The sequence below is a fragment of the Streptomyces sp. NPDC001219 genome, assembly GCF_053597915.1.
Window position 1 is genome coordinate 127599 of sequence record NZ_JBSFJF010000009.1, and the last position, 26303, is coordinate 153901.

General features: G+C 70.7%; 19 protein-coding genes and 1 pseudogene. 13 read left to right on the forward strand and 7 right to left on the reverse strand.

All coding sequences use genetic code 11. The features are described from left to right. The first annotated feature begins 263 nt into the window (after nt 1-263). The 6 genes from ACWC9R_RS08365 to ACWC9R_RS08390 all read left to right on the forward strand — a co-directional run bounded on the left by ACWC9R_RS08365 (nt 264) and on the right by ACWC9R_RS08390 (nt 8778). Nucleotides 264-1721 (forward strand): MFS transporter, encoded by a 1458-nt coding sequence (locus ACWC9R_RS08365; RefSeq protein ID WP_450729652.1) that lies wholly within the window; start codon nt 264-266, stop codon nt 1719-1721. A gap of 306 nt (nt 1722-2027) precedes the next feature. Then, the gene (locus ACWC9R_RS08370; RefSeq protein WP_450729589.1) at nt 2028-2420 is read left to right on the forward strand and encodes an MmcQ/YjbR family DNA-binding protein; all 393 of its coding nucleotides are present in this window, start codon (nt 2028-2030) and stop codon (nt 2418-2420) included. A 176-nt stretch (nt 2421-2596) separates the two neighbouring features. Continuing rightward, nucleotides 2597-3784 carry a CaiB/BaiF CoA transferase family protein gene (locus ACWC9R_RS08375; protein WP_450729590.1) on the forward strand — a complete coding sequence of 396 codons (1188 nt, stop codon included), beginning with the start codon at nt 2597-2599 and terminating at the stop codon, nt 3782-3784. Between the two features lie 331 nt (nt 3785-4115). Beyond that, complete coding sequence (locus ACWC9R_RS08380) at nt 4116-5258, forward strand: acyl-CoA dehydrogenase family protein (RefSeq protein WP_450729654.1); 1143 nt, start codon at nt 4116-4118, stop codon at nt 5256-5258. Between the two features lie 66 nt (nt 5259-5324). Further along, a complete protein-coding gene (locus ACWC9R_RS08385; protein ID WP_450729592.1) occupies nt 5325-6539 on the forward strand; it encodes an acetyl-CoA C-acetyltransferase in 1215 nt (404 codons plus the stop codon). Nucleotides 6540-6573: 34 nt separating this feature from the next. Further along, on the forward strand, nt 6574-8778 hold the full coding sequence (locus ACWC9R_RS08390; RefSeq protein ID WP_450729593.1) for a 3-hydroxyacyl-CoA dehydrogenase NAD-binding domain-containing protein: 2205 nt from the start codon (nt 6574-6576) through the stop codon (nt 8776-8778). A 35-nt stretch (nt 8779-8813) separates the two neighbouring features. Here the strand turns inward: ACWC9R_RS08390 and ACWC9R_RS08395 are convergent, their stop codons facing one another. After that, on the reverse strand, nt 8814-9572 hold the full coding sequence (locus ACWC9R_RS08395) for a MerR family transcriptional regulator (RefSeq protein ID WP_450729595.1): 759 nt from the start codon (nt 9570-9572) through the stop codon (nt 8814-8816). Between the two features lie 193 nt (nt 9573-9765). Here ACWC9R_RS08395 and ACWC9R_RS08400 point away from each other — a divergent pair. From ACWC9R_RS08400 to ACWC9R_RS08410, 3 genes and pseudogenes are all read left to right on the forward strand, one after another. Beyond that, nucleotides 9766-10094, forward strand: a pseudogene (locus ACWC9R_RS08400) (long-chain fatty acid--CoA ligase); the annotation flags it as partial. Nucleotides 10095-10211: 117 nt separating this feature from the next. Next, nucleotides 10212-11672, forward strand: coding sequence for an amino acid permease (locus ACWC9R_RS08405; protein ID WP_450729597.1), 1461 nt, complete (start codon nt 10212-10214; stop codon nt 11670-11672). 131 nt (nt 11673-11803) lie between these two features. After that, entirely contained in the window at nt 11804-12286 is a 483-nt protein-coding gene (locus ACWC9R_RS08410) for a macro domain-containing protein (RefSeq protein ID WP_450729599.1), read from the forward strand. 23 nt (nt 12287-12309) lie between these two features. Here the strand turns inward: ACWC9R_RS08410 and sph are convergent, their stop codons facing one another. The 3 genes from sph to ACWC9R_RS08425 all read right to left on the reverse strand — a co-directional run bounded on the left by sph (nt 12310) and on the right by ACWC9R_RS08425 (nt 15357). Continuing rightward, a complete protein-coding gene (gene sph, locus ACWC9R_RS08415) occupies nt 12310-13284 on the reverse strand; it encodes a sphingomyelin phosphodiesterase (RefSeq protein WP_450729601.1) in 975 nt (324 codons plus the stop codon). Nucleotides 13285-13436: 152 nt separating this feature from the next. Continuing rightward, nucleotides 13437-15068, reverse strand: coding sequence for a DUF6895 family protein (locus ACWC9R_RS08420; RefSeq protein WP_450729603.1), 1632 nt, complete (start codon nt 15066-15068; stop codon nt 13437-13439). A gap of 79 nt (nt 15069-15147) precedes the next feature. Then, nucleotides 15148-15357 carry a hypothetical protein gene (locus ACWC9R_RS08425; protein ID WP_362600963.1) on the reverse strand — a complete coding sequence of 70 codons (210 nt, stop codon included), beginning with the start codon at nt 15355-15357 and terminating at the stop codon, nt 15148-15150. Between the two features lie 539 nt (nt 15358-15896). Here ACWC9R_RS08425 and ACWC9R_RS08430 point away from each other — a divergent pair. Beyond that, nucleotides 15897-16748 (forward strand): oxygenase MpaB family protein, encoded by an 852-nt coding sequence (locus ACWC9R_RS08430; RefSeq protein WP_450729605.1) that lies wholly within the window; start codon nt 15897-15899, stop codon nt 16746-16748. Nucleotides 16749-16812: 64 nt separating this feature from the next. On the opposite strand, the gene ACWC9R_RS08435 is transcribed toward ACWC9R_RS08430, so the two are convergent. After that, complete coding sequence (locus ACWC9R_RS08435) at nt 16813-18300, reverse strand: M1 family metallopeptidase (protein ID WP_450729607.1); 1488 nt, start codon at nt 18298-18300, stop codon at nt 16813-16815. A 346-nt stretch (nt 18301-18646) separates the two neighbouring features. Between ACWC9R_RS08435 and ACWC9R_RS08440 the strand changes: the two genes are divergently transcribed. From ACWC9R_RS08440 to ACWC9R_RS08450, 3 genes are all read left to right on the forward strand, one after another. Then, a complete protein-coding gene (locus tag ACWC9R_RS08440; protein WP_450729656.1) occupies nt 18647-20560 on the forward strand; it encodes a Xaa-Pro dipeptidyl-peptidase in 1914 nt (637 codons plus the stop codon). Nucleotides 20561-20648: 88 nt separating this feature from the next. Then, nucleotides 20649-21986, forward strand: coding sequence for a M14 family metallopeptidase (locus ACWC9R_RS08445; RefSeq protein ID WP_450729609.1), 1338 nt, complete (start codon nt 20649-20651; stop codon nt 21984-21986). 78 nt (nt 21987-22064) lie between these two features. Further along, nucleotides 22065-23780 carry a BCCT family transporter gene (locus tag ACWC9R_RS08450; protein ID WP_450729611.1) on the forward strand — a complete coding sequence of 572 codons (1716 nt, stop codon included), beginning with the start codon at nt 22065-22067 and terminating at the stop codon, nt 23778-23780. A gap of 117 nt (nt 23781-23897) precedes the next feature. Here ACWC9R_RS08450 and ACWC9R_RS08455 read toward each other — a convergent pair whose 3' ends face one another. Continuing rightward, complete coding sequence (locus ACWC9R_RS08455) at nt 23898-24791, reverse strand: D-alanyl-D-alanine carboxypeptidase family protein (protein ID WP_450729613.1); 894 nt, start codon at nt 24789-24791, stop codon at nt 23898-23900. Between the two features lie 279 nt (nt 24792-25070). Further along, nucleotides 25071-26099, reverse strand: coding sequence for an NAD(P)/FAD-dependent oxidoreductase (locus tag ACWC9R_RS08460; protein ID WP_450729615.1), 1029 nt, complete (start codon nt 26097-26099; stop codon nt 25071-25073). Nucleotides 26100-26303 lie beyond the last annotated feature (204 nt).

Here is a 26303-nt window from a genome sequence, read left to right on the forward strand (position 1 = left end):
ACCCCGGGCAGTCGTATCGCCCCTCAAGGTCCGCTCCTGGCGGCCCTCTTGGCCGTTCTGTGGGTGCTACGGAGTGTGGCACGCAGCCTTGACAGAGGGGCGCGGCGGGGCGACATTCACGGGTGACCCGATGACGTAGGACATCCCATGTCCTGGCGTCGACTGCCGGAGGAAGCGGGCCCGCTGTGACGACGCTCCCCACGAACACCCCTGGCCGGGCGCGGAGGTGGTGGCAGGAAGTCACCCCGCCCCAGTGGAAGGCGATGTTCGCCGCCTGGATCGGCTACCTCCTCGACGGGTTCGACTTCGTCCTCATCACGCTGGTGCTGACCGACATCGCGGCGGACTTCCGGCTGGACACCGCCACCGCCGCCTCGCTGATCTCCGGCGCCTTCATCACCCGGTGGCTGGGCGGTGCCGCCCTGGGGGCGATGGGCGACCGCCACGGCCGCAAGGCCGCAATGATCGCCAGCATCCTGCTCTACTCGCTCGGCACCTTCGCCTGCGGATTCGCCTGGAACCACACCAGCCTCTTCGTCGCCCGGCTGGTGATCGGCCTGGGCATGGCGGGGGAGTACAGCGCGAGCGCGACCTATGTGCTGGAGAGCTGGCCCACCCGATGGCGCAACCGGGCCTCCGGATTCCTGATCTCCGGTTACGCGGGCGGCACGGTCCTGGCGGCCGAGCTCTACCAGTGGGTGGTGCCCCACTGGGGATGGCGCTGGATGTTCTGGATCGGTGTGCTGCCCGTCCTGGTCGCCCTCTGGGTGCGCAGGGCGCTGCCGGAGGCCGGGGACTGGCAGCGGGAGATCGGCGCCGCCGCCACGCGGTCGGCGGAGGCGCGCCCGAACCCCTTCCGGCCGTTGTTCACCGGCCGGTTCCGCTCCGGGGTCAACGCGGCCCTGGCGGTGGTCGCCTCGACGGCCCTGTTCTGTGTCTTCACGCCGGTCGGTGCGGGCCGGGTGCCCTGGCTGTCCGCCGCCGCGGCGCTGTGCCTGACCGCTTTCGCCGCGCAGCTCGGCGGCCGCCGCGGGTGGCTGTTGTACCTCGCCCTGATGGCGACGGTGTTCTGTGCCTTCCTCTACAGCTGGCCGATCCAGGCCCTGCTGCCCACCTACCTCAAGACCGGCCTCGGATACGCCCCCGGGCAGGTCACCGACGTGATGTTCTACGCGGGCTTCGGCACCATGGCGGGCTGCTGGCTGGCGGGCTACGCCGGTGACCGGTTCGGGACCCGCCGTGCCTATGCGGGCACGCTGCTCGCGTCACTGGTGTTCGTCTTCCCGGTCTTCGCGGTGCGGGACAGCCTCCCGGTGCTCGGCGTGCTGCTCTTCCTGCTGCTCGCGCTCAGCCAGGGGATCTCCGGCATCCTGCCGAAGTACCTCGCCGGCCACTTCCCGACCGCCACCCGCGCCGCCTCCGTGGGCTTCGTCTACAACGTCGGCGCCCTGGGCGGGGCGGTGGCACCGGTCCTCGGCGCCCATCTGGCCGAAGGCATGCCCCTGGGACGGGCACTCGCCGTGCTCACCTTCGGGCTGACGCTCGTCGTCATCCTTCTGGTGGGCGGCAACGTGCCCCAGCGGCTGGGACGCCTGGTGGACCGTCAGGCGACCGACGACCACCTGGCACCGGCGGCCGGAGGAGCGGGGTCCGGGGCCGCCCCTCCCTCGGCCGCCGGTGCGGCTGCCGCTCCCGGCGAGACGTCACCCGGCTCGGCGTAGGCGCTGCGGGCGGGTGTGAGCCGGGCCGTGGCCCGCCGGGCGGCTCCGGGCCGGCTCGCGCGGGGCACGACGGCGCTGTGCGCGGGCGCGGTGAAGGTGCGTCACTCCGAGCGCCGTGGAAGTCGAACAGGACGGTGCCGGGGCGCGGGCCGACGGGGCGTCATGAGTCCTTCGGACGGCCCGCCGTCCGGCGCTCCGCGGGCCGTTGTCAGTGGTCGCCGTTAGCGTGGAATGCGTGGGCCGGCCCGCGCGGTACGAGCGTGCGGCCGGGCGGTGTCAGCAGCGGTGCCGCAGGGGGCGACGGACATGGAGGAGCGCATGGCGAAGGCGGCCGGGCCGGCGGCGGTGCGGGAGCGGGTGCGCGCGTTCGCGCTCGGGCTTCCCGGGGCCGTGGAGGAGTTTCCCTGGGGCGAGAGCGTCATCAAGGTCAACAAGAAGGTCTTCGTCTTCCTCGGCGTCGACGACGGCAGCCACCCGCTCGGGGTCACGCTGAAGCTCACGGCCCCCGAGGCGCACGCCCATGCGCTGACCGCGCCCGGTGCCCGTCCCGCGGGGTACGGACTGGGGAAGTCCGGATGGGTGCAGGTCCCGCTGGAGAAGCCGGACGCCCCGCCGGCCGAGCTGCTCTGCGACTGGGCGGAGGAGTCCTATCGCGTCATAGCCCCCAAGAAGCTCATCGCCGAGCTCGACGGGGTGTAGCGCGCAGCGGCGGCAGGCGCGCAAGGGCCCGTGACGGCGAGGGCAGTTGAGCCTCGCCGGCGCGGGCCTTTTCCGTGGCCGCCACGTGGCAGGGGGGCTTGTGGAAAGTGGAACACGTTCTTAACATCACGAGTGTTACATCAGAAGTGTCACAGTCCGGAAAGGCGTGGGGCGCGATGGCAGAGCCAGGCAACGGCCCGCTGAGCGGAGTGCGCGTCGTCGAACTCGCGGGCATCGGCCCCGGCCCCTTCGCGGCCATGCTCCTGGCCGACCTCGGCGCCGATGTCGTCCGCGTCGACCGGCCCGGGGGAGCGGGACTGGGCATCGACCCGGCCTACGACGTCACCAACCGCAACAAGCGCTCCGTGCTGGTGGACCTGAAGAGCCCCGACGGGGTGGCGCAGGTGCTCGAACTGGCCGAGCGCGCCGATGTGCTGGTCGAGGGGTACCGCCCCGGTGTGGCCGAGCGGCTGGGGGTGGGCCCAGAGGAGTGCCTGGCACGCAACCCCCGGCTGGTCTACGGGCGGATGACCGGCTGGGGACAGCAGGGCCCGCTCTCCGACACCGCCGGACACGACATCGGGTATATCGCCCTCACCGGCGCGCTCGGCATGATCGGCCCGTCCGACGGCCCGCCCGCCGTCCCCGCCAACCTCCTCGGCGACTACGCGGGCGGCTCCCTCTACCTCGTCATCGGCGTCCTCGCCGCCCTTCAGCACGCCCGCACCGAAGGCGGAAAGGGCCAGGTCGTGGACGCCGCCATCGTCGACGGCACGGCACATCTGACGGCGATGATCCACGGCATGCTGGCGGCCGGCGGCTGGCAGGACCGGCGCGGCGCCAATCTGCTCGACGGCGGGGCACCGTTCTACGGGACGTACGAGACCGCCGACGGCGGCCATATGGCGGTCGGCGCGCTGGAGAAGCGCTTCTACGGCGAGTTCATCCGTCTGCTGGGCATCGAGGACGAGGCCCCCAGCCGCGACGACCTCACCGGATGGAGCGACCTGCGCACCGCCATCGCGGCCCGCTTCAAGACCCGTACCCGCGAGGAGTGGACGGCCGTCTTCCAGGAGTCCGACGCCTGTGTGGCGCCCGTGCTCTCCCTGCGTGAGGCCCCGCGGCATCCGCATCTCGCCGCCCGCGGCACCTTCGTCGACCACGGCGGGATCACCCAGCCCGCACCCGCGCCACGCTTCTCGCGCACCCCCGGCGCGGTCCGCAGGCCCCCCGCGCAGCCCGGCGCGGACACCGAGGAGATCGCCCGCGACTGGCAGGCCCCGGGCCTCCTCGCCGCGTCACCGGCCGCCCCCGCCCCGCCCGCCGGCCCGAGCCGCGCCGAACAGAAGGACACCGCCGGCTGATGGCCCCCGCCCGCACGCTCCGGTACGCGGCCGACCCGCACCGGGCCGCCGGCCACGGCGCTGTCCCGGGCGCGGCCGGCCACCACGCCGGCCCGGCCCGAAGCGGCCGGACCGGACGAGCGCCGTGCCCGGACGTCACTCCGTACACGGGCGCCGCGGGCAGGCCAGGTGTCACCGCCCCGCGAGCCCCCGGGCACCTCCGTGACCGGGCCGCCGGCGCTCCCGGACGACAGGCGGCGGAAAGCTCCACGCCCCGGTACCGGCGCCCGCCGTCTCCACCGACCCCGTCAAGCCCCGGCTCCGAGGAGGGCCCGCAGACATGACCGCGCAGATGAAGCGCCAGATCTTCACCGAGGACCACGAGGCCTTCCGCGAGACCGTGCGGACCTTCCTCGCCAGGGAGGTGACGCCCCACTACGAGCAGTGGGAGAAGGACGGCATCGTCAGCCGGGACGCCTGGCGGGCGGCCGGCAAACAGGGACTGCTGGGGTTGGCGGTGCCGGAGGAGTACGGCGGGGGCGGGCAGCAGGACTTCCGCTACAGCGCGGTGCTGGCCGAGGAGTTCACCCGGGCCGGCGCCGCCGGGCTCGCCGTGGGCCTGCACAACGACATCATCGGCCCCTATCTGACGACCCTCGGCACCGAGGAGCAGAAGCGGCGCTGGCTGCCCGGCTTCTGCAGTGGCGAGATCATCACCGCCATCGCCATGACGGAGCCCGGCGCCGGCTCCGATCTGCAGGGCATCCGCACCCACGCCGAGGACGCCGGCGACCACTGGATACTCAACGGCTCCAAGACCTTCATCTCCAACGGCATCCTCGCCGACCTGGTCATCGTCGTGGCCAGGACGACCCCGGAGGGCGGGGCGCACGGCCTGAGCCTGCTGGTCGTCGAGCGCGGAATGGCGGGCTTCGAGCGGGGCCGCAACCTCGACAAGATCGGCCAGAAGTCCCAGGACACCGCCGAACTGTTCTTCCGCGACGTACGGGTCCCCAAGGAGAATCTGCTCGGCGAGCTGAACGGCGCCTTCGTCCATCTGATGACCCACCTCGCCCAGGAGCGGATGGGCATCGCCGTCGCCGGTATCGCCGGCGCCGAACACCTGCTGGAGATCACCAGCCAGTACGTCAAGGAGCGCGAGGCGTTCGGACGGCCGCTGGCCAAGCTCCAGCACATCCGCTTCGAGATAGCCGAGATGGCCACCGAGTGCGCCGTCACCCGCGCCTTCCTCGACCGCTGCATCGCCGACCACTCCGCCGGCGAGCTGGACGCGGTGCACGCCTCGATGGCCAAGTGGTGGGCCACCGAGCTGCACAAGCGGGTCGCCGACCGCTGTCTGCAACTCCACGGCGGTTACGGCTATATGGCGGAATACCGCGTGGCCAGGGCCTTCACCGACGGTCGGATACAGACGATCTACGGAGGGACCACCGAGATCATGAAGGAGATCATCGGACGCTCCCTGCTCGACTGACCCCGGGCCGCCCCCGGTCCTCCTCAGCTGCCCCTGCCTCCACCCTCATGCGAAAGGCTTCTTGACTTGAGTACCGAAGCGTACGTATACGACGCGATCCGCACCCCGCGCGGCCGTGGCAAGGCCAACGGCGCACTGCACGGCACCAAGCCGATCGACCTGGTCGTCGGCCTGATCCACGAGGTACGCCGCCGTTTCCCCGGACTCGACCCGGCCGCCGTCGACGACATCGTGCTCGGTGTGGTCGGACCGGTCGGTGACCAGGGCTCCGACATCGCCCGGATCGCGGCGATCGCCGCCGGGCTGCCCGACACCGTCGCCGGCGTACAGGAGAACCGCTTCTGTGCCTCGGGACTGGAGGCCGTCAACATGGCCGCCGCCAAGGTGCGTTCGGGCTGGGAGGACCTGGTCCTGGCGGGCGGCGTCGAATCCATGTCGCGGGTCCCGATGGCCTCGGACGGCGGCGCCTGGTTCGCCGACCCGATGACCAACTTCGACACCAACTTCGTCCCGCAGGGCATCGGCGCCGACCTGATCGCCACCCTCGAGGGCTACTCGCGGCGCGATGTCGACGAGTTCGCCGCGCTCTCCCAGGAGCGCGCCGCCGAGGCGTGGAAGGACGGCCGCTTCGACCGCTCCGTCGTCCCGGTACGCGACCGCAACGGCCTCGTCGTCCTCGACCACGACGAGCACATGCGCCCCGGCACCACCGCCGACTCCCTGGGCGGCCTCAAGCCGTCCTTCGCCACCATCGGCGACGCGGGCGGCTTTGACGCGGTCGCCCTGCAGAAGTACCACTGGGTCGAGAAGATCGACCACGTCCACCACGCGGGCAACTCCTCCGGCATCGTGGACGGCGCGGCGCTCGTCGCCATCGGCTCCCAGGAGGTCGGCGAGCGCTACGGCCTGACCCCGCGGGCCCGCATCCTCTCCGCCGCTGTCTCCGGCTCCGAGCCCACGATCATGCTCACCGGCCCCGCGCCCGCCAGCCGCAAGGCGCTCGCCAAGGCCGGGCTGACCATCGACGACATCGACCTCGTCGAGATCAACGAAGCCTTCGCGGCCGTCGTGCTGCGCTTCGTCAAGGACATGGGCCTGAGCCTGGACAAGGTCAATGTCAACGGCGGCGCCATCGCGCTGGGCCACCCCCTCGGCGCCACCGGCGCGATGATCCTCGGCACCTTGATCGACGAGCTGGAGCGGCAGGACAAGCGCTACGGTCTGGCCACCCTCTGCGTCGGCGGCGGTATGGGCATCGCCACCGTCATCGAGCGCCTCTGACCGCCCGTCCCATCCCCCTTACGGAGAAGCCACAGTGAGCGAGTCCCCTGCGTCGTCGACCATCCGCTGGGAACAGGACGAGACCGGCATCGTCACCCTGGTCCTGGACGACCCCGACCAGTCCGCCAACACCATGAACAACGCCTTCAAGGCCTCCCTGACCGCCGTCGCCGACCGCCTGGAGGCCGAGAAGGACAGCATCCGCGGCATCATCTTCACCTCCGCCAAGAAGACCTTCTTCGCCGGCGGTGACCTGCGCGAACTGATCGCCATCACCCCCGAGCAGGCCGAGCAGGCCTTCGAGACCGGCAACGGCATCAAGCGCGACCTGCGCCGCATCGAGACCCTCGGCAAGCCCGTCGTCGCCGCGATCAACGGCGCGGCGCTGGGCGGCGGTTACGAGATCGCGCTGGCCTGCCACCACCGCGTCGCGCTCGACACCCCCGGCACCAAGATCGGCCTGCCCGAGGTCACCCTCGGCCTGCTGCCGGCCGGCGGCGGCGTCACCCGTACGGTACGGCTGCTCGGCATCGCCGACGCGCTGCTGAAGGTGCTGCTCCAGGGCACCCAGTACAACGCCACCCGCGCCAGGGACGCCGGGCTGATCCACGAGGTCGCGGCCACTCCCGAGGAACTGCTCGCCAAGGCCCGCACCTTCATCGAGGAGCACCCCGAGTCCCAGCAGCCCTGGGACGTCAAGGGCTACCGCATCCCCGGCGGCACCCCGGCCCAGCCGAAGTTCGCCGCCAACCTCCCGGCGTTCCCCGCCAACCTCAAGAAGCAGCTCAACGGCGCCCCCTACCCCGCCCCGCGCAACATCCTCGCCGCGGCGGTGGAGGGCTCCCAGGTCGACTTCGAGACCGCGCAGACCATCGAGGCGCGCTACTTCGTCGAGCTGGTCACCGGCCAGATCTCCAAGAACATGATCCAGGCGTTCTTCTTCGATCTCCAGGCCGTCAACTCGGGTGCCAACCGCCCCAAGGACGTCGCGCCCCGCAAGGTCGAGAAGGTCGCGGTCCTCGGCGCCGGCATGATGGGCGCGGGCATCGCCTACTCCTGTGCCAAGGCCGGGATGCAGGTCGTCCTCAAGGACGTCTCCCCGGAGGCGGCGCAGAAGGGCAAGGCGTATGCGGAGGGGCTGCTCGCCAAGGCGCTCTCCCGGGGCCGGACGACCGAGGCGAAGCGCGACGAACTGCTGGCCCGGATCACGCCCACCGCCGAGCCGGCGGACCTCGCGGGCTGCGATGCCGTCATCGAGGCGGTGTTCGAGGACGTGGGTCTCAAGCACAAGGTCTTCAAGGAGATCCAGCACATCGTCGCGCCCGACGCGCTGCTGTGCTCCAACACCTCTACGCTGCCCATCACGCTGCTGGCCGAGGGCGTCGAGCGTGACCAGGACTTCATCGGGCTGCACTTCTTCTCGCCGGTCGACAAGATGCCGCTGGTGGAGATCATCAAGGGCGAGCGGACCGGCGACGAGGCGCTGGCCCGCGCCTTCGACCTGGTTCGCCAGATCAGGAAGACCCCGATCGTCGTCAATGACTCGCGCGGCTTCTTCACCTCCCGTGTCATCGGCCACTTCATCAACGAAGGCGTGGCGATGATCGGCGAGGGCCTCGACCCGGTCTCCGTCGAGCAGGCCGCCGCCCAGGCCGGCTACCCGGCCAAGGTGCTGTCCCTGATGGACGAGCTGACCCTCACCCTGCCGCGCAAGATCCGCGAGGAGACCAAGCGGGCGGTCGAGGAGTCCGGCGGCACCTGGCAGCCGCACCCGGCCGACGCGGTCATCGACCGGATGGTCGACGAGTTCGGCCGCCCCGGGCGCAGCGGTGGCGGCGGCTTCTACGAGTACGGCGAGGACGGCAGGCGCGCCGGCCTGTGGCCCGGCCTGCGTGAGCACTTCACCAAGAAGGAAGCCACGATTCCGTTCCTGGACATGCAGGAGCGGATGCTCTTCTCCGAGGCGCTGGACACCGTCCGCTGCTTCGAGGAGGGCGTGCTCACCTCGGTCGCCGACGCCAACATCGGCTCCATCCTCGGAATCGGCTTCCCGGGCTGGACCGGCGGCGTGATCCAGTACATCAACGGCTACCAGGGCGGGCCGGGGCGCGAGGAGCTGGTCGGTCCGTCCGGCTTCGTGACCCGCGCCCGCGAGCTGCAGGAGGCCTACGGAGACCGGTTCGCGCCCTCCGCGCTGCTGGTCGAAAAGGCCGAGAAGGGCGAGAAGTTCAGCGACTGACCGCTCAGGGGGCGGGCCCCGGCGGCCCGCCCCCGTCACCCTCCGGAGGTGTGGCCGCCCGGGCCCCGGTCGCCCTCCATGCCGAAGGACTCCCGCAGCTCCTGCTTCATCGACCGCTGGAACGCGGTCACCAGCGCCTGCACCACCATCGGCTGCATATGGGCCGAGAGCGACTTCATCCGCGCCATCTCGTCCTCGTCCGGCCCGCCGCCCCGGTTCGGCTCCCACACCTCGTCCTTGAAGAGCCGGCTCAGCTCCCGGGCCGCCGAGCGGGTGTGCTCGATGACGACACTGCGCGCCGTCAGGATGGTCTCCAGGGAGATCGGCACGTCCAGCAGCCGGGTGCCCAGGTGCAGCAGCCCCGGATCGACCCGGAAGACCCGGGGATCACCGGTCCGTTCGAGCACGCTCATGGCCGCCAGCCGGTCCAGGTCCTCCTCGGTCAGCGCCCGGCCGACCCGCCGCTCCAGCTGCTCCCTCGTGGCGTCCTCGGCCTTGTCCGGAATCCAACTCGCCACCAGCGCCCGGTGGATGGCCAGATCCTGGGCGCTCAGATCGGCCGGCAGCTGCTCCAGATAGCGTTCGATCGCGGACAGCGTCAGACCCTGGTGCTGGAGTTCCTCGATGAGGGCGAGCCGCGAGAGGTGGTCCGGTCCGTAGCGGCCGACCCGGCGCGGACCGATCTCCGGCGGGGGCAGCAGGCCGCGGGTGCTGTAGAAGCGGATCGTGCGGACCGTGACGCCGGCGCGGGCGGCCAGTTCGTCGACCGTCAGGTCGGTGGCAGGCTCCATCATGTTCAACAGTATTGCTGTCTCACCACTCCTGTGAAACCTTCCGACCTCCCTTCCCCCGTGTGCGGCCACGGCGGGCGCCCGGCCAGATCGCCCGTATCGTCCGGCACGGCAGGGCCCGCTTCGCCGTAGCGCAGGGCGCGCGCGAGCGGGAGCGCTGGGAGCCGCTGCTCGGCGACCCCACGACGCGCCTGGCGACGCGGACGGCTACCTCTGGCTGACCGGCCGCAAGAAGGAAATGATCGTGACGTCGACGGGCAGGAACATCTCGCCCGCGCTGGTCGAGAACACCCTCAAGGAGCACCCGCTCATCGGGCAGGCACTGGTGCACGGCGGCGGCCGCTCGTATCTGTTGTCGCGGAGACAAACGCTCGTCTCAACCGATCCGAACAGGTCAAGAATTTCTCCTTGCCGGCCGAGGAGTGGAGTCCGGAATCGGGTGAACTGACGCCCTCCCTGAAATTGAGTCGCCAGGAAATTCACTACAAATACGGACAAATCTTGGATGGCCTGTACACGATGTGATCTTGCCCACAGACGGGGGAGGGCTCTTCAGGGAAGGTGTGCCGTCGGCCGTCCACGCGTTCTGCGGGACTTCAGGCCATGGCTTCAACGCCTGCCCGAAAGCGAGATACACCAGCAGTGAGCACAGAAACCGTCACCGAGACAGCCCACGGGTCACCTGACGGGGGGCGCGGCACGCAGCAGGATGCGGGCGACGCGGGCTACAGCAAGGGCCTCAAGGGCCGGCACATCAACATGATCGCCATCGGTGGAGCGATCGGTACCGGCCTCTTCCTGGGCGCCGGCGGGCGCCTGCACTCGGCCGGCCCCGCGCTGGCCATCGCTTACGCCGTCTGCGGCCTCTTCGCCTTCTTCGTCGTACGGGCCCTGGGCGAGCTGGTGCTGCACCGTCCGTCGTCCGGCTCGTTCGTCTCCTACGCCCGTGAGTTCCTGGGGGAGAAGGGCGCCTACGTCGCCGGCTGGATGTATGTCGTCAACTGGTCGACGACCGGTATCGCCGACATCACCGCGATCGCGCTCTACACCCACTACTGGAGTCTGTTCACGGACATCCCGCAGTGGGTGATGGCGCTCATCGCGCTCGCGGTCGTGCTGACCGTGAACCTGATCTCGGTGAAGATCTTCGGTGAGCTGGAGTTCTGGTTCGCGATCATCAAGGTCGCGGCGCTGGTCATCTTCATGTTCATCGGCATCTTCCTGCTGGCCACCCAGCACCCGGTCGGCGGCCACACGCCCGGACTGGATCTGCTCACCGACCACGGCGGCATCTTCCCGACCGGTCTGCTGCCCGTGGTGATCGTGCTCCAGGGCGTGGTCTTCGCCTACTCCGCGGTGGAGCTGGTCGGTGTGACCGCCGGTGAGACCGGTGAGCCGGAGAAGGTCGTGCCGAAGGCCGTCAACTCCATCATGTGGCGGGTCGGCGTCTTCTACGTCGGTTCGGTGATCCTGCTGGCGATGCTGCTGCCGTGGAACAAGTACGTCGACGGCCAGAGCCCCTTCGTGACGGTGCTGTCCAACGTCGGTGTGCCGGCGGCGGGCGATGTGATGAACCTCGTGGTGCTGACCGCGGCGATGTCCAGCCTGAACTCCGGGCTCTACTCGACCGGCCGCATCCTGCGCTCCATGTCGATGGCGGGCTCCGCGCCCAAGTTCGCCGGCCTGATGAACCGCAACCAGGTGCCGTACGGCGGCATCATGCTCACCTCCGCGGTGTGTGTGCTGGGCGTCGCGCTCAACTACGTCGTGCCGGGCGAGGCGTTCGAGATCGTGCTGAACATCGCGGCGCTGGGCATCATCAGCACCTGGTGCACGATCATGGTCTGCCACATGGTGTTCGTGCGCCGCTCGAAGGAGGGCGTGGTCGAGCGCCCGCGCTTCCGGCTGCCCGGCACGCCGGTCACCGATATCGCCACCATCACCTTCCTGCTCGGCGTCATCGTCCTGATGTGGTTCGACGACGGTGTCGGCCGGCAGACCGTGATGCTGATCCCGGTCCTCGCCGTCGCGCTGGTCGGCGGCTGGTTCGCGGTCCGCGGCCGGGTGAGCCGTATCGCCAAGGAACGCGAGCTGTCGAAGTAGCGACGCACCTGCGGACACCCGCTCACCGAGGGCGGTCGCGGAAGCCGGAAGGCCTCCGCGACCGCCCTTCGGCGTCGGCGGCCCGCCCGGCGGCCCGGCCGATTGTCAGTGGGCGGCCCTACCGTGGAGCCATGACAGAGAAAACGGGGATCTCTTACGTCAAGGGGGACGCCACCGCGCCGCAGGGCAAGGGCGTCAAGGTGATCGCGCACATCTGTAACGACCGGGGTGGCTGGGGCAAGGGCTTCGTGCTCGCGCTCTCCCGGCGCTGGCCGGAGCCGGAGGCCGCCTACCGGCGGTGGCACCGCGCCCGTGCGCGCAACGACTTCGGGCTGGGGGCGGCACAGTTCGTCCAGGTCGGCGAGCGCCTCTGGGTGGCCAACGTCATCGGGCAGCACGGAATGCGGACGGGCAGCAAGGGCGTCCCGGTGCGGTATGCGGCGATCGAAGCCGGGCTCGGCCGGGTCGCGGGCAAGGCGCAGGAGCTCGGGGCGTCCGTTCACATGCCGCGGATCGGCTGCGGGCTGGCGGGCGGGACGTGGTCCCGGGTGGAGCCGCTGGTGGCCGCGCGGCTCACCCGGTGCGGCATACCGGTGACGGTCTACGACTGCTGAACCGCCCGCCCGCCGACCGCTGTTCAGCCGCCGAGCAGCGGATAGTGGTCGGAGAGATTGGTGTACGTGTAGTCCTTGCCCCAGCTGGAGACCGTCCAGGGGGCGGACGCCTCCTTGAGTACGGAGTTCTGCCATCCGGCGGGACGGGCATGGCCGTTGCGGTACAGCACGTAGTCCAGGTCCTCGCGGGGATCGTCCGGGTAGCGGTCCTTCGCGACGGAGTTCTCCCGGGTGTCGAAGGAGTAGGGGTGGCCGGTGCGGGCGTCGGCGGGCGCGAGGTCGCCGTTGCTCAGCAGCGCGTCGTACTCGGCGCTGCGGGAGTCGACGTTCAGATCGCCCGCGACCAGTACCTCTTCGTCCGCCGGGATGTTCTTGGCATCGAGGAAGGCGTCCAGCTCCTTGAGCTGCCCGGCGCGGTCAGCGGCCGCCTCGCCCGCCTTGCAGCCCGAGTCGGTGGACTGGGTGTGGGTGCCGACCACATGCACCCTGGCGCCGTTGACGTCCAGCACCGCATACACGAAGCCCTTGTTGGAGAGGCCGTCCGAACCGCAGGCGTCCCTGTAGACGTACTGCTCTTTGCGCAGGACCGGCCACTTGCTCAGCACCGTGACCCCGCCGTCCTCCGGGGTCACCGAGGAGTAGGCGCCACCGGTGGCATCCCAGCCGCTCCGGCTCCGGCCCAGCACGGGGGTCTGGTGCGGATACCGCGCCGCGGCCCGGGACTTCAGTGTCTCGGAGGAGGAGTTGTCGAACGCCTCCTGGAGCACGACGACGTCCTGGCCCCGGAAGAAGTCCGCGTCCGCGATCGCCCGGGCGCGGTGGTCCTGACCCCAGTTGGGGTAGAGGTTCTTGCTCATGAGGAAGACGTTGTAGCTGAGCACCTTCAGGCGGGGCGTGGTGGCGGCCGACGCGGAGGGGGCCGCGGTCGCCACCGTGACCGCGGCGAGGGCGGTGGCCAGGGCGGCGATCCGGGGCATGCGCAGCGCTGAGTGCGACACTGAAACTCCCTGTGGGGGTGGGGAATTGAGGCAGCGACGCTTATCCAAGCAGCTGGGGTTACTTCGAGGTAACCGTCCGGACGACGCGAGATGGACAGGCGGAAGCACTTGCCGGGCCTGCCCGGAGCCGGGGCGGTCCGGGCAGGACGCGATCAGGGGCCCGTGGGGACCGCTTCGCGGGCCGTGTGGACGGCGGCCAGGGCGATGACGGTGCTCCTGGTCCAGGACAGCATCGCGCGCTCCCGGTCCGACGGATCGTCGCAGGCCGGGCGGCCGAACGCGCCGCACGGGCTCTGCTGGGCGAGGAGAAAGGCGACCACGTCGCGGGTGATGCGGTGCTGAGCCCTCCCGGCGCGGGCCGCGTCCCGGACGTACCCCGCGAGGCGCCCCAGGTGGTAGTCCTTCCAGGCGCCGGGCAGGTCGGCGACGGCGGTCTCCGGTGCCGGGGGCGGTGCCTCGGCGCCACCGGTCAGCGCGGCCGCGCGCCGCGGGGAGAGCAGCCCCAGGCCGACGAGGCGCTGGACGTTGTGCACCGCCTGCGGCGGCACCCGGTCGAGGCGTTCGACGGCAGCGGCGGTGGATTTGAGGAACAGGTCGAGTGAGGCGCAGGTGATCCCGAGGGTCCGCAGGCCGGACGCGAACTCGCCGACGACCTCCATCCCGTGCTCCTGCCACACCTCCGGGTCCGCGTCCGCCAGCCGTTCGGAGAAGTCGAGGAGCAGCGGACGGGCGAGCCCGGGCTCGCCCAGGGCCGCGGCACCATGGGCGACCGCCGCCGCGGCGGGCAGGGACACGGCCGGTTCCTGGCGCAGGCTGGTGTCCGCCAGCCACGTCACGGCCTGTCGCAGCGGCTGCTCCACGCTCGTACGGGACGGCGGGGCCGACGGCCGGGGCTTCCGCAGCACCTTGGGGCTGCGGTCCAGGAGCGCGGCAAGCGCCGCGACGATGGTGGTGTGGTAGCCGGTGGCCCAGTGCCGGTACGCGTCGTCGCCGTCGGCGAGCCCGGGATGGACCACACCGGCCGGCCCGTTGACCCGCCCGTCGTCCTCCTGCGTCGCCATGAGGAAGGCCCAGGCCCGGCGGGCCTCCACGGAGTCCCGCACCCCGAGGCACAGCAGGCAGCAGAGAAGCTCTCCCGCCAGATCGGCGTTCCCCTGGTCCAGGGTGAGCACGAGGAGCGCTTCGAGCAGCTCCACCGCCGCGGCCGGGTCGAAGCCCGGCGGCCAGTCGGGCTCGCGAAGGCCGAAGTCCGTGGCGTAGAAGAGCGTGTGGGTGACGGCGTAGATGTCGCGGTCGGTGAGTTTGACGACGTTCGGCTCGTTGCAGAGCAGGGTGAACGGCAGCACGTCGGCCACATCGGGCAGCGGGTGAGCGACGCCGCACAGCTCCAGGGTGTGCAGCAGGTCGAGCTGTCGGTACGGAATCCGCTCGAAGACCGCCGCGTAGCCGCCGGCCGCGGCCTGGGTGATCAGTTGCCGGAACTCCGGGTCCTCGCGGCCGCAGAGCCGGAGTGCCGCATAAGTCCCCGCGTACAGCAGGAGGGCGGCTTCGTCCCGGGCGATCAGCTCGCGGTAGGAGGGGCGGGCCGCGACCTTCTCGACCTGGTCGAGGAGGACTGAGTAGGCCTCGTCGAGGGGTTCCGGGTCGAGGCGCGCCCGCAGCCCCACGAGGAAGGCGGTTTCGATCAGGGCCTTGCGGGCGAACAGCACCCGGTCCGCGGCCGCTTCGGCCGGGTCGATCAGAGAGCGGCGCGCAGCGAGCCAGGCGACTGCCCTGGTCTCCACCGCGCGCCTTTGTGACGATCCGTCACCGGGTTGCGTCGTGTCCATGGAATGCCTCCCGGCGATCGGCGGTGTCAATGGCTCAGTTGCCCGCGGCGGAGTCGTCTTCCGCGACCTGGTTGGCGACCACGAGGACGTAGCGCTCCCAGGCGAGCACGTAGCCGGCGACGTCATCGAGTTGGCTGACCTGGTCGACGACGCGCTGCAGCGGAACGCTGAGGTCGACGAGTCCGCTGGTCCTCAGAAAGTCGAGAGCTTTGCGGGCGTCAACCGGAGGGGGAGGACAGGACATGAACTGCTCCTTTCGAGTGGCTCTGACGAACATTGCGAGTGTCGCGTTCCGTGCCGCCCATGTCACTATCTGTGTCCAGTGGGAAACGTGGTGATTTGATCGCCCCAGCTCAGAGGTTTAAGGGGTCGGCGAAACCACTCGTGAAGGTGAATATTGCCCATAGCGTCACGGTGGGTTGGGTGGGGCGGTGGCGCACGGGCGGGTGCCGAGTGGCGGGGTACCCTCCGCCGCTCGCCCGGCGAAGCGGAATCCGCGCAGGCGTCAGGAGCGGCGCGTGGGGCGGCAGATGGCCCGGTGTCGTTGTCCGCTCGCGGCGCCCGGACTCCTGGTACCTGTCCGCGTGCAATTCGCGTTCCCGTGCTGCCGCTTTGGGTATCCTCCCGGCCGAGTGGGGCCGTTCGCGGAGGTGTTGGCGAGCCGCTCGTCCGGGCCGTGGGTCGCCGTGCGTCGCGCCCGGGGGTGCCGGAGCCCGGGCGGGTGGCGCGGAGTGGGCCCCGCGTCCGCCGGTCGCGGAGAGTCACCGTATGATGATTAATACCATGAATGCGGCGAAAACTGATCCCATCCCCCCGCCCGTCGGAGGCGTGCTCTGGTCGCTGGCCGGGGACATCCGCATGCTGCTGACGCTTCAGCCCGCGCTGGCCATGCAGGTCGCCCACCCGGCGGTCGGCGCCGGTGTGGACGACCACTCCATGTTCCGTACGGACCCCTGGGGGCGCGGCGAGCGGTCGCTGGCCTCGTTGCAGCTCTGGGTGTACGGAGGGGAGGCCGCGGCCGCGGAGGGCCGCCGCCTGCGGGCCATGCACCGCACCATCCAGGGGACCGACGCACACGGCCGCTCCTACCACGCGCTCACCCCCGCCTACTACGCCTGGGTGCACGCCACCGGCTACCCGGTCTTCCGGCACGCGCAGCACTACCTCGGCCGCCCCTTCACCGAGGCGCAGGAGCGCCAGTTGTACGCGGAGTGGCTCCAGGTCGGCCGGGTGCTGGGCATCCATGACCGCGATATGCCGCAGACCCTCGAAGAGTTCTGGCCGTATTACCGCAAGGTCCTCGACAACGACCTCGAAGAGACCGTCGTGGTCAGGGAGTTGCTGGCGACCGACCTGCCGCTGCCGGCTCCCGACCGCGGCCCGCGGTGGCTGCGGCTGCTCCTCCGCCTGTCCTGGCCGTGGCTGCTCCCGCGGTTCGCCCGCGTCCGGCGCTTCCTCACGATCGGGCTGATGCCGCCGGACGCCCGGCAGGCCATCGGGCTGGAGTGGACGGACGCCCAGGAACGCAGGCTGCGGCGGCTCGGGCGCCTCGTGCGCGCCGTGGTGCCGGTGCTCCCGGAGCGGCTGCGGTTCATGCCGATCGCGTACCGGGCCCGGCGGGCGGCGCGCGGGTAGGACGCGGCGCGCGTACGGAGCCGGGGAACCCCGGCTCCGTCTCGTTCAGCGCGCGTCCACCGGCTCAGTGCCCGTGCACGTCGTGCGTGGCCGCGATCTGCTTCCACGACTTGGGCTCGGGGACCGGACCCTGCCGGGTCCCGAGGGCCTGCTTGGCCGCGCCCGCCGTCGGCCGGGACGGCTGGAAGAGCCAGGTGTCGAAGAAGCCGGCCAGCTTCTTGCCGGACTTCTTCTCGGCGAACTTCACGAAGTCGGCGACCGAGGCGTTGCCGTACCGGTTCTCCGTCGGCCAGGACTTGAGGAGGCCGAAGAAGGCCTTGTCGCCGACCTTGTTGCGGAGCGCCTGGAGGGTCAGCGCACCACGGTCGTAGACCGCGCCGTCGAACTGGTTCTCCGCGCCCGGGTTGCCGGGCTTGACCTTCCAGAACGGGTCGTCGGCCGGGTGCTGGGCGTAGACGTGATCGGCCAGTTCCTGGGCGGTGCCCTCGCCCTCCTTCTCCGACCACAGCCACTGGCTGTAGGCGGCGAAGCCCTCGTTGATCCAGATGTCCTTCCAGTCCTTCAGCGAGACGCTGTCGCCGTACCACTGGTGCGCCAGCTCGTGGACCACGACGGACACGTTCGTGCCGCGGTCGAAGGCCTTCTTCCCGTAGAACGGGCGGGTCTGGGTCTCCAGCGCGTACCCGGCCGGCACGTTCGGCACGTAGCCGCCCACCGCGTTGAACGGATAGGTGCCGAAGACGCTCTCCAGCCACTCGGTGATCTCGGTGGTGCGCTCGATGCTCGCCTTCGCCGAGCCCTCGTTCGCGCCGAGGTCCTTGCTGACGGCGTTGAGCACCGGCAGGCCGTTCGCGGTCTTGTCGGTGGTGACGTCGAACTTGCCGACGGCCAGCGTCGTCAGATACGTCGCCTGCGGCTTGTCCGAGCGCCAGTTGTAGCGCGTCCAGCCCAGCTTGGAGGACTGCGAGGCCAGGACGCCGTTGCTCAGCGCCTGGGTGCCGTCCGGGACCGCCACCGAGATGTCGTACGTGGCCTTGTCGGTGGGGTGGTCGTTGCTCGGGAACCACCACACGGCGGCGTCCGGCTCCTGGGCGATCACCCCGCCGTCGGGGGTGCGGGCCCAGGCGCTGTAGCCGTCCAACTTCAGCTCCGAGGGCTTGCCCGCGTAGCGCACCACGACGCTGATCTGCTTGCCCTTCTCCAGCGGCGTGGCCGGAGTGACCTCCAGCTCGTGCTTGCCGGAGGTGGCGAAGGCGGCCTTCTTGCCGTTGACCCGGATCTCGCTGACCTTGAGGCCGAAGTCCAGGTTGAAGCGGGAGAGGTCCTGGGTGGTGGTGGCCAGCAGGGTGGCCGTGCCCTCCAGCAGGTCCGTCTTCGGCTGGTACTTGAGTCGCAGGTCGTAGTGGGAAACGTCGTATCCGCCGTTTCCGCTCTCGGGGTAGTAGCTGTCGCCCACTCCCGGAGCGCCCGGTGTGAAGTCGGCCGCTGAGGCCGGTATCGCCAGCAGCAGGCTGAGCGCGGCCGCGCCCGGAACGAGGAGTCTGTGACGCACGAGTCCTCCAACTCGTAGGGGGGATGGCTCTGTTCAGACCCTATGTACTGCGCCGGGCCGGCGTCATGTACATGGCCCGATCTGACACATGACCGACATGAACCACCATCCGTCCCTCCGGTCCGGGGAGCCTCCGCCGTCCCGGTCCCCGGCGGAAGGCGCCGCGGCCGCGGCAGCCGATTCCGGGCCGCTCGCGAGGCGGAAAAGCGACCCATGGACCTGTTTTCGGACTCCGGCGGGCCCGAGCTGCCCGGACAGGCTCTTACGCAGGGGAGTTGCACCGCGCTACCGTCCGCCCGTGACGATTCCTGCGCGGATTCCCCGCATCCCCTTCACAGCGCTCGTGATGGCAGCCGTCGTCGCCCTGCTGTCCGGCCTGACCCTGCCGGCCACCGCGCGGGCGGCGCCCGGTGAGAGCAGACCCGTCTACTCCTACGACCGCGCGATACGCGAAACGGTCTGGGTGGACACCCGGCTGGACGGCGACGCGGACGGGAGAACCGACCGCGTCGCCGCCGACATCGTGCGGCCCGCCGAACCCGCACAACAGGGCCGCCGCATCCCCGTGATCATGGACGCCAGTCCGTACTACTCCTGCTGCGGACGCGGCAACGAGAGCCAGAAGAAGACCTACGACGAACGGGGCCGGCCGGTCGGCTTCCCGCTCTTCTACGACAACTACTTCGTGCCGCGCGGCTATGCGACCGTCCTGGTGGACCTCGCGGGCACCAACCGCTCGGACGGCTGCGCCGACGTCGGCGGCCGCTCCGACATCCGGTCCGCCAAAGCCGTCGTCGACTGGCTCGGCGGCCGGGGCCGCGCCTACACCGCGCGGACGGGCGGCGCACCCGTCACCGCCGGCTGGGCCAACGGCAGCACCGGCATGATCGGCAAGAGCTGGGACGCCACCGTCGCCAACGGCGTCGCGGCCACCGGCGTCAGGGGACTCAGGACCATCGTCCCGATCGCCGGCATCTCCTCCTGGTACGACTACTACTTCGCCAAGGGTGCCCCGCTCTACAACTCGGGCCCCGATGGCCTCGCCGACGTCGTCGACAGCCCCGAGGCACGCAGGCGCTGCACCGCCGTGCAGCAGAAGCTCGCCGCCGGCGCGCCCCGCACCGGCGACTGGACCGGCCTGTGGACCGAGCGCGACTACGTCCGCCACGCGGGCAGGGTCCGGGCCAGCGTGCTCATGGTGCACGGCATGCAGGACCTCAACGTCCGGACCCGGCACGCCGGGCAGTGGTGGGACGCGCTCGCCCGGCACGGCGTCGAGCGCAAGATCTGGCTCTCCCAGACCGGACATGTCGACCCCTTCGACTACCGGCGGGGCGCCTGGGTCAAGACCCTGCACCACTGGTTCGACCACTATCTGCTGGGCTACGACAACGGCATCGAGCGCACGCCGATGGCCGATATCGAGCGCTCACCCGACAGGTGGGCCACCGACCCACGGTGGCCCGCTCCGGGAACCGTGCCCACCACGCTGTGGCCCCGCGGCGGCACCGCACCCGGTGTCGGCGTGCTGGGGACCCGTAAGGCGCCACCGGGCGCGACCGAGACCTTCACCGACGACCCGAAGCTGAGCGAGGCCGACTGGGCGGCGGCCATCGACGCCCCGACAGCCGCCAAGGCCGGGTTCCGCACCGGGCCGCTGCGTGCACCGCTGCGGCTGTCCGGCTCCGGCACGGTCACCGTGACCGTCACCCCGAGCACCTCGACCGCCCATGTCTCCGCCGTCCTGGCCGACCTCGGTCCCGACACCATCCGCGACTACGCGGCCGACGGCGAGGGCGTCACCACCCTCGACCGGCGCACCTGCTGGGGCGCCGGAAACGCCGGCGACACCGGCTGCTTCAAGGAGACCGCCGCCGACACCCGGAAGGTCGCCCACACCGTCGTCAGCCGCGGCTGGGCCGACCTCGGCAACTACGCCGACCCCCACAAGGGCCGCCCGCTCACCCCCGGCAAGCCCTACACCCTCACCGTGGACCTGGCCGCGAGCGATCACGTCGTGCCCGCCGGGCACCGGCTCGCGCTCATCGTGGCCGGCACCGACGCCGGTCTGATCGACCCGCCCGCGTCCACCCCGCGGCTCACCCTCGACCTGTCCCGTACCTCCGCCGCCTTGCCGCTGACCGGCGGCGCACCGGCCTTCGCCCGCGCCACCGCGGGCACCGCGGGGCACCCGGACGGGGCGGCACCGCTGGACGGTGTCGCGCCGCCGCCCGCCATCAGCCGGCTGCCGGCCGGATGACCACCGGGGCCGCCCCACCGCGGGCGGCCCCACCGGTCCGGACCGGCCCACCCCACCTCCACCGCTCACCCAAGGGAGGCTCCCCCTCGTGATCCCCCGCCCCCGCCGCCTCGCCGCCGGGCCGCTGGCCATCGGGCTGACGGCCACCCTCGGCGCGACCCCGCCGCCCGCTCCCGCCACCGCGACCCCGGCACCCCGTACGGGATTCGAGACCAGCCACGGCGCCCGCTGGACCGGTCAGGCCGAGGAACAGGACTTCCTCACGGCCGTCGACCGGGGTTCGGTGCGCGTACGGATCGACCGGATCGGCACCACCGGAGAGGGCCGCCCGCTCCAGCTCGTCCGGATCGGTGCCCCCGCACCGGAACGCCCGGCGGACGTCCGCCGCGGCAACTCCGTCCTGCTGATCTGCTCACAGCACGGGGACGAGCCCTCCGGACGCGAGGCCTGTCTGACCACCGTCCGCGATCTCGCCTACGCCAAGGACGCCGCGACCCGGCGCTTCCTGGCACACACCAGCGTGCTGGTCGTGCCGACCGCCAACCCCGACGGCCGGGCCGCGGACACCCGCGGTAACGCCGACGGTACGGACATCAACCGCGACCACCTCGCCCTCCGGACCGCCGAGGGCCGCGCGATGGCCACGGTCCTCCGCGACTACCGCCCCGACACCGTCTACGACCTGCACGAGTACGGGCCCACGGTGCCGTACTACATGAAGGACGTGCTGTCGCTGTGGCCGCGCAACCTCAACACCGCGGGCGGGGTGCACCGCGAAGCGGCCGCGCTCTCCCAGGACTTCGTGCGGCCCGCCGTCCAGCGGGCGGGCTTCTCCACCGGCGTCTACGGCATCTGGACCGACCCGGGGACCGGCGATCCGGTCAAGCAGGTCGCGGGCGACGGCCAGGAGCGGATTCTGCGCAACACCGCGGGTGTCAAGGGCTCGATCGGTCTGCTCGTCGAGACCCGGGTCGACGCGCTCACCGAGGCCGAGAAGGCCGACCCCGCGCTCAACAACCGGCGCCGGGTGAACTCCCAGCTGGCGGCCCTCGACGGCGCCTTCACCTTCGCCGGCCGGCACCGGTCACGGATCGAGGCGGCCACCGCCGCCGCCCGGCTCGCCGGATACACCGATCACGGCCCGGTGTATCTCGGCGGCGCGGATAACGAACCGGCCACCGAAGACCGGATACTGTCCGATCCTCCTTGCGCCTATCGTCTCGAAGAGAGACAGTTTGCGCAGGTCAGAGAAGCACTGGTGAGGCACGGAGTGGTGTGGCGCCGCGATGGTGACGGCGTCGTCGTGCCGCTGCGCCAACCGCTGCGGAAGCTCGTTCCGCTGCTGTTGGACCGGAGGGCCGGTTATCACCTTACGGTCGCGACGCCCCTCAACGTCTGCCGTCGTGTGGTAGGGGGTAACGGGTAAGGAAAATATGGCCCATTGAAAGGTTGACACGTGTCGGACACAGTCAGAGAAGCTGGAGACGGGGGTGGCACGCCCGCCGTGACGGTTCTCCCCGAAGGACCGGAGCACCACGGACCCCCGCAAACCGACCGAGTGGTCTTCGGGGTCACCTCGCTGCTCACCCTCGCCTTCATCGCCTGGGGAGCGTCCTCCACCGAATCCCTCAAGAGCGCATCGACCTCGATGCTGAACTGGGTGATCGACAACGGCGGCTGGGCGTTCGTCCTCTCCGCCTCCGGATTCGTGATCTTCGCGATCTGGCTGGCCGTGAGCAAGTACGGCCGGATCACCCTCGGCAAGGAGGACGAGGAGCCCGAATTCCGCACCGTGTCATGGATCGCGATGATGTTCAGCGCGGGCATGGGCATCGGTTTGATGTTCTACGGCGTCAGCGAGCCGCTGGGGCACTTCACGACACCACCGCCGGGCACCGATCCCCAGGATGCCGCCCAGGCGATGGACACCGCGATGGCCACCACGATGTTCCACTGGACGCTGCACCCCTGGGCGATCTACGCGGTCGTGGGTCTGGCCATCGCTTACAGCTGCTTCCGGCGGGGGAGGCGGCAGACGATAAGCGCGGTGTTCACACCACTGATCGGTACGCGGCGTGCGAACGGCTGGGGCGGCAGGGTGATCGACATCCTGGCCATCTTCGCCACCCTCTTCGGCTCCGCGGCCTCGCTGGGGCTCGGTGCGCTGCAGATCGGCAGCGGCATCAAGGTGCTCGGCTGGATGGACAGCGTCAGCACCACTCTGCTGGTCGGTGTGATCACGGTGCTGACCATCGCCTTCATCCTGTCCGCGGTCTCCGGTATCGCCAAGGGCGTCCAGATGCTGTCCAACATCAACATGGTGCTGGCGGTGATCCTGGCGGTCTTCGTGTTCGTGGTGGGGCCGACGATCCTCATCCTGAACCTGCTGCCGACCTCGCTCGGCTCGTTCATCGGCGAACTGCCGCAGCTGGCGGGCCGCACGGAGGCCGCCAGCGGTGACGACGTGGGCGGCTGGCTGCGCAGCTGGACGGTCTTCTACTGGGCGTGGTGGATCTCCTGGACGCCCTTCGTGGGCATGTTCATCGCCCGGATCAGCCGGGGCCGGACGATCCGCCAGTTCATCGGCGGCGTCATCCTCGTACCGAGCGTGGTCAGCCTGGCGTGGTTCGCGGTCTTCGGCGGCTCGGCCATGAAGCTCCAGCAGGACAAGAAGCTCAGCGGGTCGGGCACCCCCGAAGGCCAGCTCTTCGACGTGCTGCACCAGTACCCGCTCGCCACGGTCATGAGCGTTCTGGTCATGGTCCTGGTCGGCATCTTCTTCGTGTCCGGCGCCGATGCCGCGTCCATCGTCATGGGCACCCTCTCGCAGAAGGGGACCTTCGAGCCGACCCGGCTCGTGGTGATCTTCTGGGGTGTGGTGACCGGTGCGGTCGCCGCGATCATGCTGTTGATCGGCGGTGGTTCGGGCGATGCCCTGACGGGGCTGCAGAATCTGACGATTCTGGTCGCGGTGCCGTTCATGGTCGTGATGATCGCGATGTGCTGGGCGCTGATGCGGGATCTGCGCAGCGACCCGCTGATCGTGCGCGGTCAGATCGGTGCGGAGGCCGTCGAGCTGGCCGTGATCGCGGGCCATGAGCAGTACGACGGTGACTTCGAGTTCCAGATCGGACCCGGCGGCAACGGCAACGGCAGCGAGGACGGTGACGGCGACGGCACCGGTGAGGACAGCGCCGCGGGAGTCAAGAGCGGCGGTTAGGCCGTCTCCCGGCGCGGTGTCGCGCGGACCCGGTGAGGTGCCGGCGACGCGATGACGAAGGGGCCTGCTCGCGGCTTTCCGGCCGCGAGCAGGCCCCTCTGTCCGTCCCGGACCGGGTTACTTCTTGAAGCTGTAGTCCATCAGCTTCTTCGCGTCAGAGGTGCGGTTCTCCACCGAAGAGGAGGAGAGAACCGTGCCGATGACCGTCTTGCCGCCCCGGGTGGCGGCGAAGACCAGGCAGTACTTGGCCTCCGGGCCGGAGCCCGTCTTGACGCCGAGCGTGCCCGAGTAGCTGCCGAGCAGCGCGTTGGTGTTGGTCCACGACATGTAGCGGTAGCCGCCACTCTTCGTCGTGACCTTCTGCTTCGTCGACTTCGTCTTCACGACCGTACGGAACGTGGAGTACTTCATCGCGTTCGAGGCGAGCTTGGTCAGGTCGCGCGGAGTTGAGTAGTTCGCGCCCTTCCCGATGCCGTCGAACGAGTCGAAGTGCGTGTTCTTCAGGCCGAGCGACTTGGCCGTGGAGTTCATCTTGCCGATGAACGACTGGACCCGCGCGGCTCGGGTGGAGCCGCTGCCGAACTTGTCGGCCAGCGCGTACGCCGCGTCGCAGCCGGACGGGAGCATCAGCCCGTACAGCAGCTGGCGGACGGTGACCTTGTCGCCGACGATCAGCCGGGCCGAGGAGGCCCAGTCGTTGTCGACGATGTAGTCGCTGTACGCCTTCTGGACCGTCACCTTGGAATCAAGGTTGAGGTTCGGCTGGGCCAGCACCACCCGGGCCGTCATGATCTTGGTCGTGGACCCGGTGGAGCGACGGGTGTCCGCGGCCTTGGTGAAGAGGGACTTGCCCGTGCCGTTGTTCATCACGAAGCCGCCCTTGGCGGCGATCGTGGGGGTCTTGAGCGTGGCGGCCTGCGCCGGAGTGGTGAACACCCCGGCAGTCAGGACGGCTCCCGCGGCAACAGCAACCGCGGATACGCGACGAATGCCCTTAATGCCGTTTTTCAAAATGGATACTCCAAATATCCCTGCAGTGCGGCCATATAGGAATGGCGCTTGCTCATGAGACGCATGAGACGGGCGAATGGATGCGCGCTCCGGACGAAAAAATTCCGCCTGTTCGCCCGCTGTGGGAACGGGCCGTGTGTTTTTCCGGCTCGGCATCGGCGCATTTCCCCCGCTGGACTCAAGAGGCGACTACCGGGAGAACGGCCGGGAGCGGACGGAGATACGGACCGGCGGCACATCCGCGGCCACGGAGGTCACACCGCGCTCACCGGCGCCCGGTCAGCGGCCCTCCTGGACCTCCCGCACCATGCCCAGCACCTCGTCCGCGCACCCCCACGACACGGTCACGCCCGCACCGCCGTGCCCGTAGTTGTGGAGGCACGGCACGCCGCCCGGCAGCCGCTCCGCCGCCAGCCGCACCGCCGGGCGGGCCGGGCGCAGCCCCACCTTGTGCGCCAGGACGCGGACCCGGGCCAGCTCCGGGAAGGACCGGGCGGCACGCGCCACGATGGCCTCCGCCACCGCCGGATCGGGCTCCCGGGACCAGGCGTTCTCCCGGGCCGTGCCGCCGACCACCAGGCCGTACGGCTGCGGCAGCAGATAGCTGGTGTCCGTCGCCCCCGTGCCGGCGGCCACGTACCACTCCTCGATTCCGGGGTTCTCCACGATCACCAACTGCCCCTGCACGGGGTGGACGTCCGGGTCGGGGACGAGCGTGCGCGCGCCCAGCCCCGAGCAGTTCACGACCACGTCCGCTCCTGCCCCGGCCTCCTCCAGTGAGCCGACCGCGCGCCGCTCCACGACCCCGCCCGCCGCCGTCAACCGCCGCGCCAGATAGCGGAGATGGGCGGGCATGTCCACCAGGGGAACCCGGGCCCGCCACCCCGAGGCGCAGCCCCCGGGGAGTTCCCCGGCCCGCGCCCGGCGCAGTCCGGGCACCGCGTCGTACCAGGCGGCCAGGCCGTCCTCGGCGCCGTCGCGCGCGTCCTCCGGGGCGCCCGCTCCGCCGTCCGTCGTGTGGTCCGTCATCGTGCCCGTCACCATCCGGGCGCCGGTCTCCTCCGGCCGGTGGGCGAGCGCCGTGAGCACCTGGAGGGAGCGCACCGACCATGCCACCGCCCGCTCGTACGGCTGGACGCGGTAGGGCCAGCACAGCCCGCCCGCCACCGCCGAGGTCGTCGCGCCGGCCGCCTCCCGGCTCAGCACCCGTACCCGGTGCCCGTCCTCGGCCAGCGCGATCGCCGACGTCAGGCCGATCACCCCACCGCCGACCACCCGTATGTCCAGGCCATCCGTGTTGCGCGTCATGCCGGGACGCTAACCGGTGGGGCGGGCGCGGAAAAGCCCCGGGGCGCGTCCGGTGGACAGCCGCCGTGACCGCCCGCCATCCGTTCGTGATCTTGCGGTAACCCCGGGGCCGTGGTGCGGCCTCCTGTGGCCCTTAGGCTGGAATCAGCACCGTCGGCCGATGTCGCCCCTCGGATCTTGCCGTTTCCGTAAGCCGTCGTCTGA

Coding starts and splice junctions, on each gene's coding strand:
- ACWC9R_RS08365 (WP_450729652.1), top strand. CDS start 264: ATGTTCGCCGCCTGGATCGGCTACCTCCTCGACGGGTTCGACTTCGTC.
- ACWC9R_RS08370 (WP_450729589.1), top strand. CDS start 2,028: ATGGAGGAGCGCATGGCGAAGGCGGCCGGGCCGGCGGCGGTGCGGGAG.
- ACWC9R_RS08375 (WP_450729590.1), top strand. CDS start 2,597: ATGGCAGAGCCAGGCAACGGCCCGCTGAGCGGAGTGCGCGTCGTCGAA.
- ACWC9R_RS08380 (WP_450729654.1), top strand. CDS start 4,116: ATGAAGCGCCAGATCTTCACCGAGGACCACGAGGCCTTCCGCGAGACC.
- ACWC9R_RS08395 (WP_450729595.1), bottom strand. CDS start 9,572: ATGATGGAGCCTGCCACCGACCTGACGGTCGACGAACTGGCCGCCCGC.
- ACWC9R_RS08410 (WP_450729599.1), top strand. CDS start 11,804: ATGACAGAGAAAACGGGGATCTCTTACGTCAAGGGGGACGCCACCGCG.
- ACWC9R_RS08425 (WP_362600963.1), bottom strand. CDS start 15,357: ATGTCCTGTCCTCCCCCTCCGGTTGACGCCCGCAAAGCTCTCGACTTT.
- ACWC9R_RS08430 (WP_450729605.1), top strand. CDS start 15,897: ATGAATGCGGCGAAAACTGATCCCATCCCCCCGCCCGTCGGAGGCGTG.
- ACWC9R_RS08440 (WP_450729656.1), top strand. CDS start 18,647: ATGGCAGCCGTCGTCGCCCTGCTGTCCGGCCTGACCCTGCCGGCCACC.
- ACWC9R_RS08460 (WP_450729615.1), bottom strand. CDS start 26,099: ATGACGCGCAACACGGATGGCCTGGACATACGGGTGGTCGGCGGTGGG.